Here is a 16251-nt window from a genome sequence, read left to right as displayed (position 1 = left end):
CCCGGGTCAGCCCCTGCCGTCCTGCGCCGCGGCCATCGCCGCCACCAGGGAGGCCGGCCGCAGGTCCGTCCAGTGCTCCTCGATGTACGCGGTGCACTCCGCCCGTCCGCGGTCGTCCAGCCGTACTTCCCAGCCTTCCGGGACCTCGGCGAACGACGGCCACAGGGAGTACTGGCCCTCGGCGTTGACCAGGACCTTGAACGTGCCGTCCGTGTCGTCGAAGGGATTCATGATGATGACCTTTCCGGAGGATCGAGGGGGAGTGCGCCGAGCCGCCGGTCCGGGTCGGCGGCCACCTCGCGCAGCAGCCGGACGTATCGGTCCGCCAGCCGCCGCACGGTGGCACGGTCGAACAGCTCGGTCGCGTATTCCAGGCTGACGTCCAGCGCGCCCGGCGCGCCGTCCGGCGCCGTCCGGCTGACCAGGTCGAAGGCCAGGTCGAAGCGGGCCGCGCCGGAGCCGGCCAGCCGCCACTCATGGGCGGTGCCGTCCAGCACCAGCGCCGACCCGGCGGTGTTCAGCAGCCCGAACGCGATCTGGAACACCGGGTGGTGGGCCAGGCTCCGCGGCGGATTGACCGCCTCCACCAGCAGGTCGAACGGCACGTCCTGATGGGCGTAGGCGGGGACCCACGCCTGTCGCACCCGGTGCAGCAGCTCGCCGAAGGACGGATCGCCGGAGGTGTCGGTGCGCAGCACGACGGTGTTGACGAAGAAGCCCACGAGATCGTCCAGCGCCTCGTCCGCGCGGCCCGCGGTCGGCGTCCCGACCACGATGTCCTCGCCGCCGCCCAGCCGGGTCAGCAGTCCGGCCAGCGCGGCCTGCAGCACCACGAACAGCGTGCAGCCGCTGGTCCGGGCCAGCTCGTCCAGCGCCCGGCGCAGCTCCGCGGGGATCACGAACTCCACCACGTCGCCCGCGCCGCCGGCCAACTCCGGACGGGGACGGTCACCGGGCAGCGGGGTGCACCGGGGGATCCCCGCCAGCGCGGTGCGCCAGTGCGCCAGCTGCCGTGCGAGCGGGCTGTCCGGATCGTCGCGGTCGCCGAGGGTCCGGTGCTGCCAGGCCGCGTAGTCCCGGTACTGGACCGGCAGCGGAGGGAAGTCGGGCGCCTTGCCCGCGCGCCGCGCGGCGTAGGCCCGGGACAGATCGCGGAAGAGCGGGGTGAAGGACCAGCCGTCGGCGGCGATGTGGTGCAACACCACCAGCAGCACGTTCTCCTCGCCGGTGCGGAACAGCGACAGCCGCAGCGGCAGCTCGCTCTCCAGGTCGAACGGGGCGCGCACGGCGCGCGTCAGCAGCTGCTCCACCTCGGCGGGCCGGCAGTCGGTGACGGTCAGACCGGGCCGGGCGTCGGCCGGGTCGAGAACCCTTTGGTAGGAGGTCTCACCGTCGGCGGGGAAGACCGTCCGCAGGCTCTCGTGACGGGTCGTCACATCGGCCAGGGCGGCGCGCAGCGCGTCGATGTCCACCGGGCCGGGCAGGCGGAAGACCAGCGGGATGTGGTAGCCCGGGTCGGCGTCCCCCATGAGCTGGTACAGCAGCCACAACCGCCGCTGCGCGTGCGACAGTTCGGCGCGGCCCTCGCGCGCTCCCGCCACCAGCGGGACGCGGGCCGCCGGCCCGGCCTCCATGCGGTGCCGCAGCCGGGCCGCCAGCCCGGCGACCGTCGGCGCCGCGAACAGGTCCTCCAGGCCCGGCCGGACGCCGAGCGCGGCGCCGATGCCCACCGCCGCACGGGTCGCGGTCAGCGAGTGCCCGCCCAGCGCGAAGAAGCTGTCGTCGATGCCCACCCGGTCCACGCCCAGCACGTCCGCGAACACCCGGCACAGCAGCCGCTCGGTCTCGTCGCGCGGGGCCCGGCCGGCACCCTCGAACACCGGCGCCGGCAGCGCCCGCACATCCAGCTTGCCGTTGTTCGTCAGCGGCAGCCGGTCCACCACCACACAGGCGGCCGGGACCATGTGCCCGGGCAGGGCCAGCCGCAGCGCGTCCAGCAGCCGGGCCGGCCAGTCCTCCCCGACGGTCCCGGCGGTGGCCGGCGCGGCCGGAACGACGTACCCGACCAGGTTCTTGCCGCCGTGATGGTCGGGCAGCGGAACGACCGCCGCCGCGGCGACGTCGCCCCGGCGGGTCAGCTGGTGCTCGATCTCGCCGAGCTCGATGCGGAAACCGCGCAGCTTGATCTGGTTGTCCTCGCGGCCGAAGTACTCCAGCAGCCCGTCCGCGCGGCGCCGCACCAGATCGCCGGTACGGTACATCCGGCTGCCGTCCCGCGCGAACGGGTCCGCCACGAACCGGCCGGCGGTCAGCTCCGGCCGCCCCCAGTAGCCGCGCGCCACGCCCCGCCCGGCCAGGTAGAGCTCGCCCACCTCGCCCGGGCCGACCGGCCGCAGGAGCTCGTCCAGCACATGGGTGCGGACACCGGCCAGCGCCGAGCCGATCGGGACCGGCCCGTCGCCCACCCCCGTGACCAGGTGCCGGGTGGCGAACACGGTCACCTCGGTCGGCCCGTAGACATTGACCACCGACCCCGGACCGGAGGCCGCCAGCGTCCGCGCGACCGCGCTGGGGGAGGCCACCTCGCCGCCCATCCACACCTGGCAGCCGTGCGCGAAGGCGTCCGGCGACTCCTCCGTCATCAGGTTGAACATCGACGGGGTGATGAACGTGGAGGTGATCCGCTCGGCGGCGAGGGTCCGCACCAGCGTGGCCGGATCCAGCCGCCCCGGCGGCGCGACGACCACGGTCCCGCCGCGCAGCAGCGGCACCAGGATCTGGTAGACCGACGCATCGAATTCCAGCGGCGACTGCAGCAGCACCCGCGCGTCGATACCGGCCCAGCAGTCGTCGGCCGCGAACTCCACCACGTCCCGGTGGCTGATCGCCACGCCCTTCGGGCGGCCGGTCGAGCCCGACGTGTGGATGACGTACGCGAGTTGCTCCGGTAACACGGGCGGCGGGGGCGCCACCGGGTCCGCCGGCGCGCGGTCCAGCAGCTCCCCGACGACCCGCACCGCCACGCCGGCGAGAGCGCCGGTGGGGTCCGCGGTGCAGCTCGCGCGGAGCGCCGCGGCCCGCTCCGCGGTGTCCACCAGCACCAGCCGGGTCCCGCACTCGCCGATCACCGTCCGCAGCCGGGCGGCAGGGGAGCGGACGTCCAGCGGGGCGTAGGCACCCCCGGCCTTCAGCGTGCCGAGCAGCGCGACCACGACGTCCGGGGCGCGCTCCATCAGGATGCCGACGCGGTCCTCCGGCCGGACCCCGCAACCGGCCAGGGCGCGGGCGAGGGCGTCACTGCGTTCGTCGAGCGCGCCGTAGGACAGCGCGGCACCGCCGCCGCGCCCGACCGCGGGCGCGTCCTTCTTCTCGCCCACCCGGGCGGCGAATACCGATGTGATGGTGCTCGGCGCTTCCGGCAAGCCGAATCCCCTTTCGGCGCGGACGAGTTGACCCGGATCTGCATTCGGCTTCCACCGAGGTCCGGCGACGGCGCTCGGCAACGTAGGTCGGCGCCGGAAGGGGTGTCAAGGAATCCGCGGTGTCCCGCCGGCGGGACACCGGACCTTGCTTGTGCGGATTCCCGGCGGCCGGTTGAATGACCGCCGCATCGCCTTTCCGCACATTCCTTTTGCATTTCCGTAAGAGCGCAATGGGATGAGGTCTTCCCGATGACACTGGACGGCACCGCCACCGCACCGCACGGTCCGCGCGGCGCCCGCGAGGAGATCCTGCGCGGTCTGTTCGCGGAGGTCCTCGACGCCCCCGACGTGACGCCCGACGACAACTTCTTCGCGCTGGGCGGGACCTCCATGCTCGCCGTCCGGCTGATCAACCGGATCCGGGCGGTGCTCGGCGTCAAGATCGGGGTGCGGGCGCTGTTCGGCGCCCAGACGGTCGCCAAGCTCGCCGCCCACCTCGCCGCCGACGACCCCGCGCCCCACCCCGTGACCCGGGTGACGCCCCGCCCGGAATCCGTACCGCTCTCCTCCGGCCAGCGCGGCCTGTGGTTCCTCGACCGGCTCGCCGGCCCCGGCGCCACCTACAACATCCCGGTCGTCACCCGGATCACCGGCACCCTCGACCACCGCGCACTGGCCGCCGCGCTCGGCGACGTCGTCACCCGCCACGAGGCGCTGCGGACCCTCTACGGCGAGCGGGAGGGCGAGCCGACCCAACGAGTACTGCCCGCCGACGAGGTGCGCATCGACCTGCCGGTGACCGACCACACCCCGGACACCCTGTCCGCCGCGGTGGCCGCCGCCAGCGCCCACGTCTTCGACCTCACCGCCGAACTCCCGCTGCACGCCGCGCTGCTGCGGTCCGCGCCCGACCAGTGGGTGCTCGTCCTCGCGCTGCACCACATCGCCTGCGACGGCTGGTCGGTGAGCCGGCTCGGCCGCGACCTGTCCGCCGCGTACGCCGCCCGGCTGCACGGCCGGGCACCCGACTGGGAGCCGCTGCCCGTCCAGTACGCGGACTTCGCGCTCCGGCAGCGCGCCGCACTCGACGAGGAGTCCGTGCCCGGCTCCCCGGTCGCCCGCGGACTGGCCCACTGGCGCACCGCGCTGCGCGACCTGCCCGAGGAACTGCCGCTGCCCGCCGACCGCCCCCGCCCGGCCCGGGCCGGCACCGCCCACGGCACCCTGCGCCTCCCTGTCGACGCCACCACCCGCGCCGGCATCCGGCACCTCGCCCGGACCGGCCACGCCACCGAACTCATGGTCACCCAGGCCGCGTTGGCCGCCCTGCTGACCCGGACGGGCGCGGGCACCGACATCCCGCTGGGCACCGTCGTGTCCGGCCGCACCGACGACACCCTCGACGAACTGATCGGCTTCTTCGTCAACACGCTGGTGCTGCGCACCGACACCTCCGGCGACCCCGCCTTCGGCGACCTGCTGGCCCGGGTACGGGACACCGACCTCGCGGCCTTCAGCCACCAGGACCTGCCCTTCGACCGGCTCGTCGAGGAACTCCAGCCGCCCCGCTCGCTCTCCCGGCACCCGCTGTTCCAGGTGATGCTCTCCTGGGCCTACGGCGGCGACCTCGGTCTGGAACTGCCCGGCGCGACCTGCGTCACGGACCGCGCACAGGCCCAAGGGGCCAAGTTCGACCTGGAGTTCGCCTTCGACGAGCGGCCCGACCAGGACCTGCTGGAACTCACCCTCATCTACCGCACCGCCCTCTTCGACGAACCCACCGCGAGGGCCCTGGGCGAGCGGCTGCTCCGGCTGCTCGACCGGGCCGCGGCCGACCCGCGGCAGCGCATCGGCGCCCTCGACCTGCTCTCCGCCACCGAACACGACCAGGTCACCCGCGGCTGGCAGGGCACCGTCCGGCCGTCCGCACCCGGCACCGTCGTCGAGGCCTTCGACGCCCGGGCCGCCGCCGCACCCGACGCCCCCGCCGTGGTCCACGGCGACACCGCCCTGACCTACGCCGAACTCGCCTACCGGGCAGAGCAGTTGGCGCGCGAACTGATCCGCTCCGGAGTGACCCCCGACACCGCCGTCCCGCTGCTCATGGAACGGTCCGCCGACCTCCTGGTGGCCCAGCTCGCCGTCCTGAAGGCCGGCGCGGCCTACCTGCCGCTGCAGCCCACCCACCCGGAAGCCCGGCTCCGGGCGGCCCTGGCGGCGGCCGGCAGCCCGGTGCTGCTCGCCGACCCAGCGCTCCGGGACCACCCGGCGGCCGCGGGGCACACCGTCCTGACCCCCGGGACCCGCCGCACGGCGGACCGCGGCCGGCCCACCGCACCGCCCGCCCCGCACCCCGACCACCTCGCCTACGTGATGTACACCTCCGGCTCGACCGGCGAGCGCAAGGGCATCGGCACCACCCACCAGGGCGTCCTCGACCTGGCCCGCGACTCCTGCTGGGGCCTCGGCCCCGGCGACCGGGTGCTCTTCCACGCCCCGCACGCCTTCGACGCGTCCACGTACGAGATCTGGGTGACGCTGCTCAACGGTGGCTGCGTGGTCGTCGCAGCGCCGGGCGCCCTCGACGGACCGTCCCTGACCCGGCTGATCACCCGGCACCAGATCACCCACGTCCACCTGACCGCCGGGCTGTTCCGCACCGTCGCCGAGGACCACGCGCACTGCTTCGCCCCCGTCCGCGAGGTGCTGACCGGCGGCGACGCGGTCTCCGGGCAGGCCGTCGCCCGGGTCCTGGCCGCCTGCCCCGACACCGCCGTCCGCGCGCTGTACGGCCCGACCGAGACCACCCTGTGCGTCACCCAGACGTCCTGGCAGCCCGGTGAACGCGCCGACGGACCCGTCCCGTTGGGCCGCCCGATGGACAACACCCGGGCCCACGTCCTGGACGAGGCGCTCCGCCCGGTCCCCGCCGGCGTCGTGGGCGAGCTGTACCTGTCCGGCGCGGGCCTGGCCCGCGGCTACACCGGCCGCGCAGCCCTGACCGCCGAACGCTTCGTGGCCTGCCCGTACGGCGCCCCCGGCGAGCGGATGTACCGCACCGGCGACCTCGTCCGCCGGGACACCGAAGGCCGGCTGTTCTTCCTCGGCCGCGCCGACGACCAGGTCAAGATCCGCGGCTACCGGATCGAACCGGCCGAGGTCGAGGCGGCGCTCGCCGCCCTGCCCGGCGTCGGCCAGGCCACCGTCACCGTCCGCACCGACCCCGCCGGCGAGAAACTCCTGGCCGGCTACGTCGTGCCGGAACCGGACCGGCCCGCCCCCGACCCCGCCGCCCTGCGCGACCGACTCGCCGAGCGGCTGCCCGACTACATGGTGCCCGCCGCGCTCCTCACCCTGGACGCCCTCCCGCTGACCCCCAACGGCAAACTCGACCGCCGGGCACTGCCCGCCCCGCGGTTCGCCGCGGCCGCACACGGCCGGGCCCCGCGCGGCCCCCGCGAGGTCGTGCTCTGCCGCCTCTTCGGCGAGGTCCTCGGCCTGCCCCCGGTCGGCATCGACGACGGCTTCTTCGAACTCGGCGGGCACTCCCTGCTCGCCACCCGCCTGGTCCACCGGATCCGCTCGGTGCTCGGCGTGGAACTCGGCGTCCAGGACCTCTTCCGGGCCCCCACCGTGGCCGCACTGAGCGCCCTGCCGGCCACCGGCGGCACCGGCACCGACCTCGGCGAGGTGCTCACCCTCCGCGCCGACGGCGACCTCCCCCCGGTCTTCCTGATCCCCGCCGCCAACGGCCTGAGCTGGTCCTACGCCCCGCTGCTGCGGCACGTCCCGGCCGGCCACCCGGTGCACGCCCTCCAGGACCCCCGGCTCACCGGCGGCGACCCCGGCCCGCGCACCGTCACCGACCTCGCCACCGGCTACCTCGCCCGGATCCGCGCCCTGCGCCCGCACGGCCCGTACGTCCTCGCCGGCTGGTCGTTCGGCGGCACCGTCGCCCAGCAGATCGCCGCCGACCTGGCAGCACAGGGCGAACCGCCCGCCCTGCTGGTCCTGCTCGACGCCTACCCCGGCGACGTCCTCGGCTGGGGCACCACCCTCGACCCGCGGACCCTGGTGCCGCTCGCCCTGGACGGCATCACCGCGGAGCCGCCGGACGGCGCCGATCTGCCCCCGGCCGCCGCCCTGCACAACGCGCTGCGGGCCGCCGGCAGCGCCCTCGGCTCCCTCGACGAACGGACCGTCGGCCGGCTCGTCGAGGTCGCCCGGCACAACGTCCGGGCACTGGCCGAACACCGGCCGGGCCGCTACGGCGGATCCGTGCTGTGCTTCGACGCGGCCGCCGGCCGCCACCCCGCGGGACCCGCCTCGGAGAACTGGCAGCCGCTCCTCGACGGCCGGGTGGACACCGTCGCGGTCCGCGCCGACCACACCGGCATCGTCACCGCCGCGGCCATGCCCGAGGTCGGCCCGGTCGTCGAGGCCGCACTCAAGGCGGCGGCCCCACCGGACTGACCCGTTCCACGGCCCCGCCCACCCGCCGCAAGGAGGAGCATGCCCCGCCGCCGACGCCCCACGGAGACCGGACCGCGGAAACACCCCGGCAATACCGCCGCCACGCGGCCCAACTACCGTTTGCCCCAAGGAAATCCGGCCCCTGCGGAGGCGGTGACAGGCCCGTGAACGCACACCAGCCCTCCCTGTACTGGGAAGACGGCGCCATCGTCACCACCGACCAGCGCGTCCTGCCGCACACCCACCGGCAACTGCGGCTGCGCACGGTCGACGAGACCATCGAGGCCATCACCACCCTCGCCGTCCGCGGCGCCCCGGCCATCGGCCTGGCCGGCGCCCTCGGCGTGGCCCTCTCCGCACAGCGCCACCGCCGCCCCGACGGCAGCCTGGACGAACCGGCCGTCCGCGCCGACGCCCGACGGCTGGCCGCCGCCCGCCCCACCGCGGTCAACCTCGAATGGGCCGTCCACCGGGTCCTGGCCCGGATCGGCGAGGGCCACCGGGCCGTCCTCGACGAGGGCCTGGCCATGCTGCGCGAGGACGCCGAGGTGAACGGCGCGATGGTCCGGCGCGCCGCGGACCTCCTCGACGACCTGCTCCCGGACCGCCCGCTGCGCCTGCTCACCCACTGCAACACCGGCCGCCTGGCCACCACCGCGATCGGCACCGCCCTCGGCGTCATCCTCGAACTCGCCACCCGCGGCCGGGTCGCCGAGGTCCTCGTCGACGAGACCCGCCCGCTGCTCCAGGGCGCCCGGCTCACCGCCTGGGAACTGCGCGAGGCGGGCGTGCCGCACCGGGTGTGCGTCGACTCCGCGGCCGCCGCCGCGATCGCCACCGGCCTGGTCGACTGCGTCCTGGTCGGCGCCGACCGGATAGCCGTCAACGGCGACGTCGCGAACAAGATAGGGACCTACGGCCTCGCGGTCGCCGCCGACCGCAGCCAGGTGCCCTTCCTCGTCATCGCCCCCGAATCCACCCGCGATCCCGCCCTGCCCACCGGCGCCGGCATCACCATCGAGCAACGCGCCGCGGCCGAGGTCACCGAGTTCGCCGGCACCCCGGTCGCACCGGCCGGCACCGCCGTCTTCAACCCCGCCTTCGACGTCACCCCGGGCGAGCTGATCACCGCGATCGTCTCCGAGAGCCGGGTGCAGCGCCCGCGCGAGGCGGCCGCACCCCCTCCCGGCGCCGACCTCCCCGACGACGGGCAACTCGCCGCCGAGGTCGCCGCCATGTCCCGGGCGCTGTACGCACGGGACTGGATGCCCGGCACCTCCGGCAACATCTCGGTCCGCTCCGCCACCGACCCCAAGACCGCGCTGATCACCGCCAGCGGCCGGGACAAGGGCGAACTGACGGACCGTGACCTGGTCGCCGTGCATGCCGAGACCGCCGACCCGCTCGCCTCCGACGGCCCCCGGCCGTCCGCCGAGACCGCCGTCCACGCGGCCGTCTACCGCACCACCGACGCCCGCGCCGTGATCCACGTCCACGCCCCCCACACCACCGCGGTGGCCGGCCGCTGGGCCCGCGAGACCACCGCCGCCGGCACCGGCCCGGCCCCGCTCCCGCTCCGCGCCTTCGAACTCCTCAAGGGCCTCGGCCTGGCCGACCCGTCGGCCACCGAAGTGCCCGTCTTCCCCAACCACGCGGATGTCGGGAGGATAGCCACCGAGGTGGCCGACCACCTCCGGGACCGGCCGGAGGCACCGCCCGCGCTGCTCATCGCCGACCACGGCATCACCGTCTGGGGCCGGGATCTGGCCCAGGCCCGCAACCGGCTGGAGTGCCTGGAGGCGATCTGCCGGCTCGTCCTGCTCGACGACGGCAACTGGCCGGCCCGGCCCGCCCCGACACCGGAAGGAAACCCCGCATGACGCTCCTTCAGCTGATGCCGGACGACGCACCGGAAACCGTGCTGCTGCGCACCACCGACACCACCGTCATCGCCAAGACCCTCGCCGGCCACGGCGTCGAACTGCGCCACTGGCCGGTCCGCGGCCCGGTCACGCCCCAGGACGACAGCGACGAGATCCTCGAACGCTACTGCGCCGAGGTCGACGAACTCAGCGCCCGCGAGGGCTTCCGCCTCGTCGACGTGGCACGCCTGCACCCCAGCGACGACCCCGCCTGGGCCGAGCAGGCCGCCAAGGCCCGCACCACCTTCCTGGAGGAACACCGCCACGCCGAGAACGAGGTCCGCTTCTTCGCCCACGGCAGGGGCTGCTTCTACCTCCACCTCGACGGCCAGGTCCTCGCCACGGTCTGCGAGGCGGGCGACCTGCTCTCCGTACCGGCCGGCACCCGCCACTGGTTCGACATGGGCACCCGCCCCGACTTCACCGCCATCCGCTTCTTCGAGGAGGAGGACGGCTGGGTCGGCGACTTCACCGGTGACCCGCTCGCCCGCTCCTTCCCCACCCTCGACGCCCTCGTCGGCACGCCCGCACCGGCGGCCCCGTGACCGACCGGCCCCTCCCCGGCACCCCGCCCCGCACCCCGGTCGGCGCCCCCGTCCGCGCCGTCGTCCTCGACATCGAAGGCACCACCGGCTCCGCCGACCACGTCCACACCGTGCTCTTCCCGTACGCCCGCAAGCGGATCGCCGGCTGGCTCGCCGACCACCGCGGCGAGCCCCGCTGGACCGCGATCCTCGACGGTGTGCGCACCGAGACCCACGCCCCCGACCTCGACGAGGCGGGCGCCGCCGAAGCCCTGCACGCCTGGGCCGACGCCGACGTCAAGGCCGCCCCGCTCAAGGCCCTCCAGGGCGAGATCTGGGCGGCCGGCTACGCCGACGGCACCCTGCACGGCCACGTCTACGACGACGTCCCCGAGGCGCTCGCCCGCTGGCGGACGGCCGGCATCGCCCGCCACATCTACTCCTCCGGTTCGGTGGCCGCCCAGCACGACTGGTTCGCCCACAGCAACCACGGCGACCTGACCGGCCTGATCGACGGATACTTCGACCTGACCACCGCCGGACCCAAACGCGAACCGGACTCCTACCGCACCATCAGCCGCACCCTGGCCGTCCCGCCCGGACACACGCTCTTCCTCAGCGACGTCCGCGAGGAACTGGACGCCGCGGCCGCGGCCGGCTGGCAGACCGCGGCGGTCCGCCGCCCGGACGACCCCCGCGGCCGGTCCGTCGCAGGCCACCCCGTCCACGGCGACCTCACCGGGCTGCACCACCTTCCGCCCGCACCGCCACCCCCGGCCGCCTGAGCCACCTCCCGGCCCACCCACCGAGACAGGACACATGACCACCACCGCCACCCCCGCCGCCGAACTCGCCGTCATCGGCGGCAGCGGCTTCTACGAACTCCTCGCCGACGCCGAACGGATCACCGTCGACACCCCCTACGGCGAGCCCTCCGACGCGATCACCCTCAGCGAGATCGGCGGCCGCCGCGTCGCCTTCCTGCCCCGCCACGGCCGCGGCCACGCCGTACCCCCGCACGGCATCAACTACCGCGCCAACCTGTGGGCGCTGCGCTCCCTGGGCGTCCGCCAGATCCTCGCCCCCTGCGCGGTCGGCTCGCTCCGCCCCGAACTGGGCCCCGGCACCGTCGTCGTCCCCGACCAGCTCGTGGACCGCACGAGCGGCCGCGCACAGACCTACTACGAGCGGGGCGCGGTCCACGTCTCGTTCGCCGACCCGTACTGCGCGCACGGCCGGGAAGCGGTCCTGGAAGCGGCCGCCGCCACCGGCACCGAGGCCACCGACGGCGGCACCATGGTCGTCATCCAGGGGCCCCGGTTCTCCACCCGCGCCGAATCCCAGTGGTACGCCGCGGCCGGCTGGTCACTGGTCAACATGACCGGCCACCCCGAAGCGGTGCTCGCCCGCGAACTCGCCGTCTGCTACACCGCCGTGGCCCTGGTCACCGACCACGATGCGGGCATCGACGCCCACCAGAGCGTTTCCCAGGAAGAGGTCTTCAAGGTCTTCGCCCAGAACACCGAGCGGCTGCGCGCCCTCGTCCTGGAAACCCTCGACCGCCTCCCCAAGGAACGCACCTGCGGCTGCGCCGCCACCCTCGCGGGCCTGGAGCTGCCGTTCGAACTGCCCTGACGGGCGGGCCACGGACCGGCCCGACCGCCCCGCCCACCAGGGGGCCGTGTCCGACAGGCCGTGTCCGACAGGCGGTGTCCGACAGGGCCGTGTCCGACAGGTCATGTCCGACAGTCGTGTGTGACAGTCGTGTGTGACATGCCGCAGGTGGCGTAATGGCCGGGCCGGGCCGTCCGGGCACGCGACGCTGAAGGGCCTTGAGCACGGTCGCAGAACCGTGCTCACGGTCGTGTCAGGAGCCCGCGGTGGACAGGTCGGGGATGGACGGTTCGGGGCCGGACGGGACGCCCCGGCCGGTCATGGAACGGATCCGCGGCGATCGCCGGCCGGGCCGCGGCCAGCCGGCCCCCCGGCGCGCGGCGGTCGTGGAGAACAGCGGCTTCGAGGTCCCCCGCCCGCCGGCCTGGATGCGCTGGCTGCCGGTCGCCTACGTCGCGATGGTCCTGCTGCTGGAAACCGTCACCCCCACGGAATGGGCGGTCAGCTTCCTGCTCATCGCCCTCCCCGTGGTCGCCGCCTACACCCTCGGTCCCTTCAGCGTCGCCGCGGTCACCGTCTTCACCCTCGCCCTGGAAGGCGTGATCGCCGGCACCCCCTGCTGCACCGGCCACAACATCCACCAGCTCTGGGAGAACCACCACGTCGCCGCCTACATCGCCACCGCCCTCGTCGGCCTCCTCGGCGTCGCGCTGGCCGCCCACCGCCGGCGCCAGGAGCGGTCTCTGGTCCGCGCCCACTCGGTGGCCGAAGCCCTGATGCGCACCCTGCTCCGGCCGGTCCCGCACCGGGTCGGGCACGTGCTCGCGGCCGGCCTCTACCGCTCGGGCGAAATCGGCACCATGGTCGGCGGCGACCTCTACGACATCCGCGCCACGGAGACGTGCGAACGCGCCATCATCGGCGACGTCCGCGGCAAGGGCCTGAAGGCCGTCCGTACCGTCGCCGACATCCTCGGCAGCTTCCGCGAGGCCGCCTACGACCAGGGCGACCTGCTGAGCGTCGCGGACCGGATGGAACGCCGGATGGCCCGCGAGGCCGCCGAGCTGCGCGACGACGAACTCTTCGTCACCGCCGCCCTGGTCGAGTACGACGCGGTGGCCGGCGAGGTGACGATCGTCAACCACGGCCACATCGAACCCGTGCTGATCTCCGACGGCGAGGTGACCCCCCTCCTCGGACCGCCCGCCCTCCCGCTCGGCCTGGGCGCCCTCGCCGACGTGACGCCCACCGCCTACACCCACCGCTTCGCCCCCGGCGACGTCCTGCTCCTGTGCACCGACGGCCTGATCGAGGCCCGCGACCACGACGGCGCCTTCTACCCCCTCCTCGACCGGCTCCGCCACCACTTCACCGGCCGCCCCGCCCCCGGCCCCGCCGATGTCGTCGACTTCCTCAACACGGACCTGCCCCGGCACACCCGGATCTTCCACGACGACGTGGCCATCCTGGCGATCGCGCCGCAGGGGGCGCAGTAACGGCCGGGTGGGGGGAGGGGCTGGGGTGGGGGAAGCCGAGGGGAGAAGCCAAGAGGGAAGCCGAGGGGGAGGGGGAGGAGGGGCCGGGGCGTGTCCGGGAGCGACCAGGCGCGTCCGGGTGTGGGCGTCTGCCGCCGTCTCCCGCCACCCGGATCACTCCGCCCACGGCAACGGCCGGCTCTCCCCGCCTCCCGGCACGGACGCCCGCCCCGAGGCGGACATGGCCACCAGAGCCTCCGCCGGCTCCCCGCCCGTACGGAACTGCCGCAGCACGCCGGCGGGAACCACCACGGTCTGCCCCGCAGCCACCGTCTCGGTGCGCCCGCCGGCCGTCACCTCGATCGATCCGGCGGTCAGCATCCACACCTGCTCCCGGTCGATCACATGCTCCGGTCCGGCACTCCCGGGCTCCATCCGCACCTGCCAGGTGCTCAGTTCGGCACTGCCCCGACTCGGCGCGGCAAGCCCGGTCATGGCGGCGGCAGGCGTGGTGATGACGTCCTCGGCCGACGGCGTAACCACACACGCAAACAGGTTCACGTCCATAACATCCCCTCAAAACCAACGACATCTCAGACCGACGGACGGCAAGTAAAGCTGCTTTACTCGCTCTTCCGAGAGGCAAGTAAAGCAGCTTGACTCGCCTGTGTCACCATGACTCTGTGCCCCGCAATCAAGAACCCACCCCCCACACCCCCCACACCCCCCACTCCGACCCCGCCAACGCCAACTCCGACAGGAAGACGCCCGCCAACGACGCCCCCGGTACCGCACCCACGCCGCCCCCCGACAACCAGCTCCCCAGCGACCAACTCCCCAACGACCAACTCCCCGACGTCGAGCTGACCTTCCTCCTCGGCATGGCCTTCCAGCTCCTACTCGGAGAATTCACCGGCCGCGTGGCCGAGGCCGGCTATCCGGACCTCCGCCCCGTCCACGGCATGGCCTTCCAGGTCCTGCGCAGCCACGGCGCCACCAGCAGCGAACTCGCCGAACGGCTGGGCGTCACCAAACAGGCCGCCGGCCAGATCGTCGACGACTTGGAAAAGCGCGGCTACGTACGCCGGCAACCCCACCCGGCCGGCGGCCGACGCAAACTGGTCGTCCTCACCGACGCGGCACACCAGCACCTGGCAGTGGCCGGCCGCATCCTCCACGACGTAGAAGCCGAAGCCGCCCGCAGCACCGACCAACAAGACCTCGCCCCGCTACGCACCGAACTGGCCAACCTCATCCGCGCCTTGCACCCCCACACCCCCTCCCACCCCTCCGCCCGGTCTGGTGACCCCCGAGGTCACGCCAAACGCCACACCCATAGGGCGCGGGCAGTCCCCGGAGAGGGGACGACGGGCCCACGGGGCAGGGTGACGGCGGGCTCTACGGGGTGGGGCGACGGGCCCACGGGCAGGGTGAGGGCGGGCTCTACAGGGTGGGGCGACGGGCCCCGGGGCAGGTTGGCGAGCCTGACGATGGCGGGGTGGCGAGCCCTATGGGGGCGGGGTGGCGAGGCCTACGGGGCGGGAGGCGTGCGCCATGGGGGATGACCGGGCCCGAGCAGCAGGGCGACGAGCCTTGCGGGGACGGGTCCCACGGGGGAAGCAGCGGGTCCCACGGGGCGGGTGGTGCTCCATGGGAAGACGGCCCTGCGGCAGGATGTGGGCGCTACGAAGCCGGTGGCGGGTCCCACGGGGCACAGCGGCGGGCTCACGGCGAAGGGGCGGCGGGCCATGACGTGCACGGGTTGAGGGCGTCTACGGCGAGACGACCGGCCCCCTCCCGCGGCGAGGCCCCTGCAACACCCACGGCGGGGATGCGCGACACCCACGGGGGATGGGGCGGGCCCCGCGATACCTACAAGGGCGGGCGCCCTGCGACGCCCACGGGGCGGGGGCCTCCCCCCCGGCCCCCTCCCCTCCGCCCCCACCCCCCAATCAACCCATCAGCCCACCAAGCCACCAACCCACCATCAACCCACGCCAGGTCGCTCCGAGCGCCCCCGGACCGTACCGGGAGGCCCCCTCCGGGAGCACCCCTATCGGAGCACCCCTCCGGCCCCCAGGAGCACCGCCCCAGGCGTGCCCCTCGCGAGCGTCCGTGTCCGCTTCCGCGCGTGCCCGCGTCCACTTCCGCACGTATCCGTGTCCGCGTTCGCTTCCGCTTCCGCTTCCGCCGCTAAGCGTCTGCTCCCGAAGCCTCAGCCCTCTGGTGCGCGTCACGGGCCGCGTCCACGAAGTTCTCCAGGGCCGCCCAGAACGGGCGGTAGGCGACGTCGAACGCATCACAGCCGTCGCCCTCACCGGCCAGCTCCTGTTTGACGGCCGCGTAGAACGGGCCCGTCGCCTTCTGGAGCGACAGCGCCGCGGCTGCGGCCGACGGCGGGCCCTCCAGTTCGACGACACGCGTGCAGCGACGGATCTTGGCGTACTCGGCCACCTCCCTGTCATGCAGCTCAGTCAGCGTCGCCGTCCGGTCGTCCGAGCCGGGCAGCCGCAGTGTCGCAGAGATCTCCCAGTACAACTCGCCCATGCGGTGGGTCTGTTCAATCAGCTCCAGGTACGCGGTGCGCCGGCTCTCACGCAGCCGCTCGGCGCTTTGCGAGCGAGCGGCGATCTCTGCCTGGATGCGCGCCGCCTGCGCGCTGCCACGGCTGGTGACCCAACTGGCCAGCACCGCCGTGCCACCGGTTACCGCCGCGATTGCCAGAGTCCACCAGCTGCTGTCGCCCACCCGACGCACAATACCCAGCCATCGTCGCAGCCCAGCGGCCGCCCGGCACCCACCTTCCGCTCTTGCCCGCCGC

The 16251-nt window shown here is 74.4% G+C and carries 10 protein-coding genes and 1 pseudogene; 7 read left to right on the top strand and 4 right to left on the bottom strand.

Annotated elements, in window-relative coordinates; genetic code table 11:
* Positions 1-6 precede the first annotated feature (6 nt).
* Together OJ254_RS30510 and OJ254_RS30505 are read right to left on the bottom strand one after the other, a co-directional pair.
* The gene (locus OJ254_RS30510; RefSeq protein ID WP_423835986.1) at positions 7-231 is read right to left on the bottom strand and encodes an MbtH family protein; all 225 of its coding nucleotides are present in this window, start codon (positions 229-231) and stop codon (positions 7-9) included.
* A complete protein-coding gene (locus tag OJ254_RS30505; RefSeq protein WP_265364960.1) occupies positions 228-3377 on the bottom strand; it encodes an amino acid adenylation domain-containing protein in 3150 nt (1049 codons plus the stop codon). Before OJ254_RS30505 ends, OJ254_RS30510 begins: the two co-directional genes overlap by 4 nt.
* A 294-nt stretch (positions 3378-3671) precedes the next feature.
* Here OJ254_RS30505 and OJ254_RS30500 point away from each other — a divergent pair, with 294 nt between their 5' ends.
* From OJ254_RS30500 to OJ254_RS30475, 6 genes are all read left to right on the top strand, one after another.
* Positions 3672-7895, top strand: a complete 4224-nt coding sequence (locus OJ254_RS30500; RefSeq protein WP_265364959.1) for a non-ribosomal peptide synthetase — start codon at positions 3672-3674, stop codon at positions 7893-7895.
* Between the two features lie 164 nt (positions 7896-8059).
* A complete protein-coding gene (gene mtnA / locus OJ254_RS30495) occupies positions 8060-9775 on the top strand; it encodes an S-methyl-5-thioribose-1-phosphate isomerase (protein ID WP_265364958.1) in 1716 nt (571 codons plus the stop codon).
* Positions 9772-10362: a 1,2-dihydroxy-3-keto-5-methylthiopentene dioxygenase gene (locus OJ254_RS30490; protein ID WP_265364957.1), complete on the top strand. Its 591-nt coding sequence runs from the start codon at positions 9772-9774 to the stop codon at positions 10360-10362. Before mtnA ends, OJ254_RS30490 begins: the two co-directional genes overlap by 4 nt.
* The gene (gene mtnC, locus OJ254_RS30485; RefSeq protein WP_265364956.1) at positions 10359-11126 is read left to right on the top strand and encodes an acireductone synthase; all 768 of its coding nucleotides are present in this window, start codon (positions 10359-10361) and stop codon (positions 11124-11126) included. The genes OJ254_RS30490 and mtnC overlap by 4 nt, the downstream gene beginning before the upstream one ends.
* A gap of 34 nt (positions 11127-11160) precedes the next feature.
* Positions 11161-11976, top strand: a complete 816-nt coding sequence (locus tag OJ254_RS30480) for an S-methyl-5'-thioadenosine phosphorylase (protein WP_265364955.1) — start codon at positions 11161-11163, stop codon at positions 11974-11976.
* A 245-nt stretch (positions 11977-12221) separates the two neighbouring features.
* The gene (locus tag OJ254_RS30475; protein ID WP_265364954.1) at positions 12222-13451 is read left to right on the top strand and encodes a PP2C family protein-serine/threonine phosphatase; all 1230 of its coding nucleotides are present in this window, start codon (positions 12222-12224) and stop codon (positions 13449-13451) included.
* Between the two features lie 153 nt (positions 13452-13604).
* On the opposite strand, the gene OJ254_RS30470 is transcribed toward OJ254_RS30475, so the two are convergent.
* On the bottom strand, positions 13605-13991 hold the full coding sequence (locus tag OJ254_RS30470; RefSeq protein ID WP_265364953.1) for a cupin domain-containing protein: 387 nt from the start codon (positions 13989-13991) through the stop codon (positions 13605-13607).
* Between the two features lie 320 nt (positions 13992-14311).
* Between OJ254_RS30470 and OJ254_RS31295 the strand changes: the two are divergent.
* Positions 14312-14736 (top strand): annotated as a pseudogene (locus tag OJ254_RS31295) (MarR family winged helix-turn-helix transcriptional regulator).
* Positions 14737-15623: 887 nt separating this feature from the next.
* Here the strand turns inward: OJ254_RS31295 and OJ254_RS30460 are convergent.
* Positions 15624-16178, bottom strand: coding sequence for a hypothetical protein (locus tag OJ254_RS30460; protein WP_265364952.1), 555 nt, complete (start codon positions 16176-16178; stop codon positions 15624-15626).
* Positions 16179-16251: the final 73 nt, after the last annotated feature.

The sequence above is a fragment of the Streptomyces endophytica genome (genome assembly GCF_026153355.1).
Lineage (GTDB): Bacteria > Actinomycetota > Actinomycetes > Streptomycetales > Streptomycetaceae > Streptomyces > Streptomyces endophytica.
The sequence above is the reverse complement of the archived record's forward strand: the minus strand, read 5'-3'. Positions and strand labels throughout refer to the sequence as shown.

Bases quoted from the DNA above. Each gene is read 5' to 3' on its own strand.
- OJ254_RS30480 (WP_265364955.1), top strand. From the start codon at position 11,161: ATGACCACCACCGCCACCCCCGCCGCCGAACTCGCCGTCATCGGCGGC.
- OJ254_RS30510 (WP_423835986.1), bottom strand. From the start codon at position 231: ATGAATCCCTTCGACGACACGGACGGCACGTTCAAGGTCCTGGTCAAC.
- OJ254_RS30490 (WP_265364957.1), top strand. From the start codon at position 9,772: ATGACGCTCCTTCAGCTGATGCCGGACGACGCACCGGAAACCGTGCTG.
- OJ254_RS30500 (WP_265364959.1), top strand. From the start codon at position 3,672: ATGACACTGGACGGCACCGCCACCGCACCGCACGGTCCGCGCGGCGCC.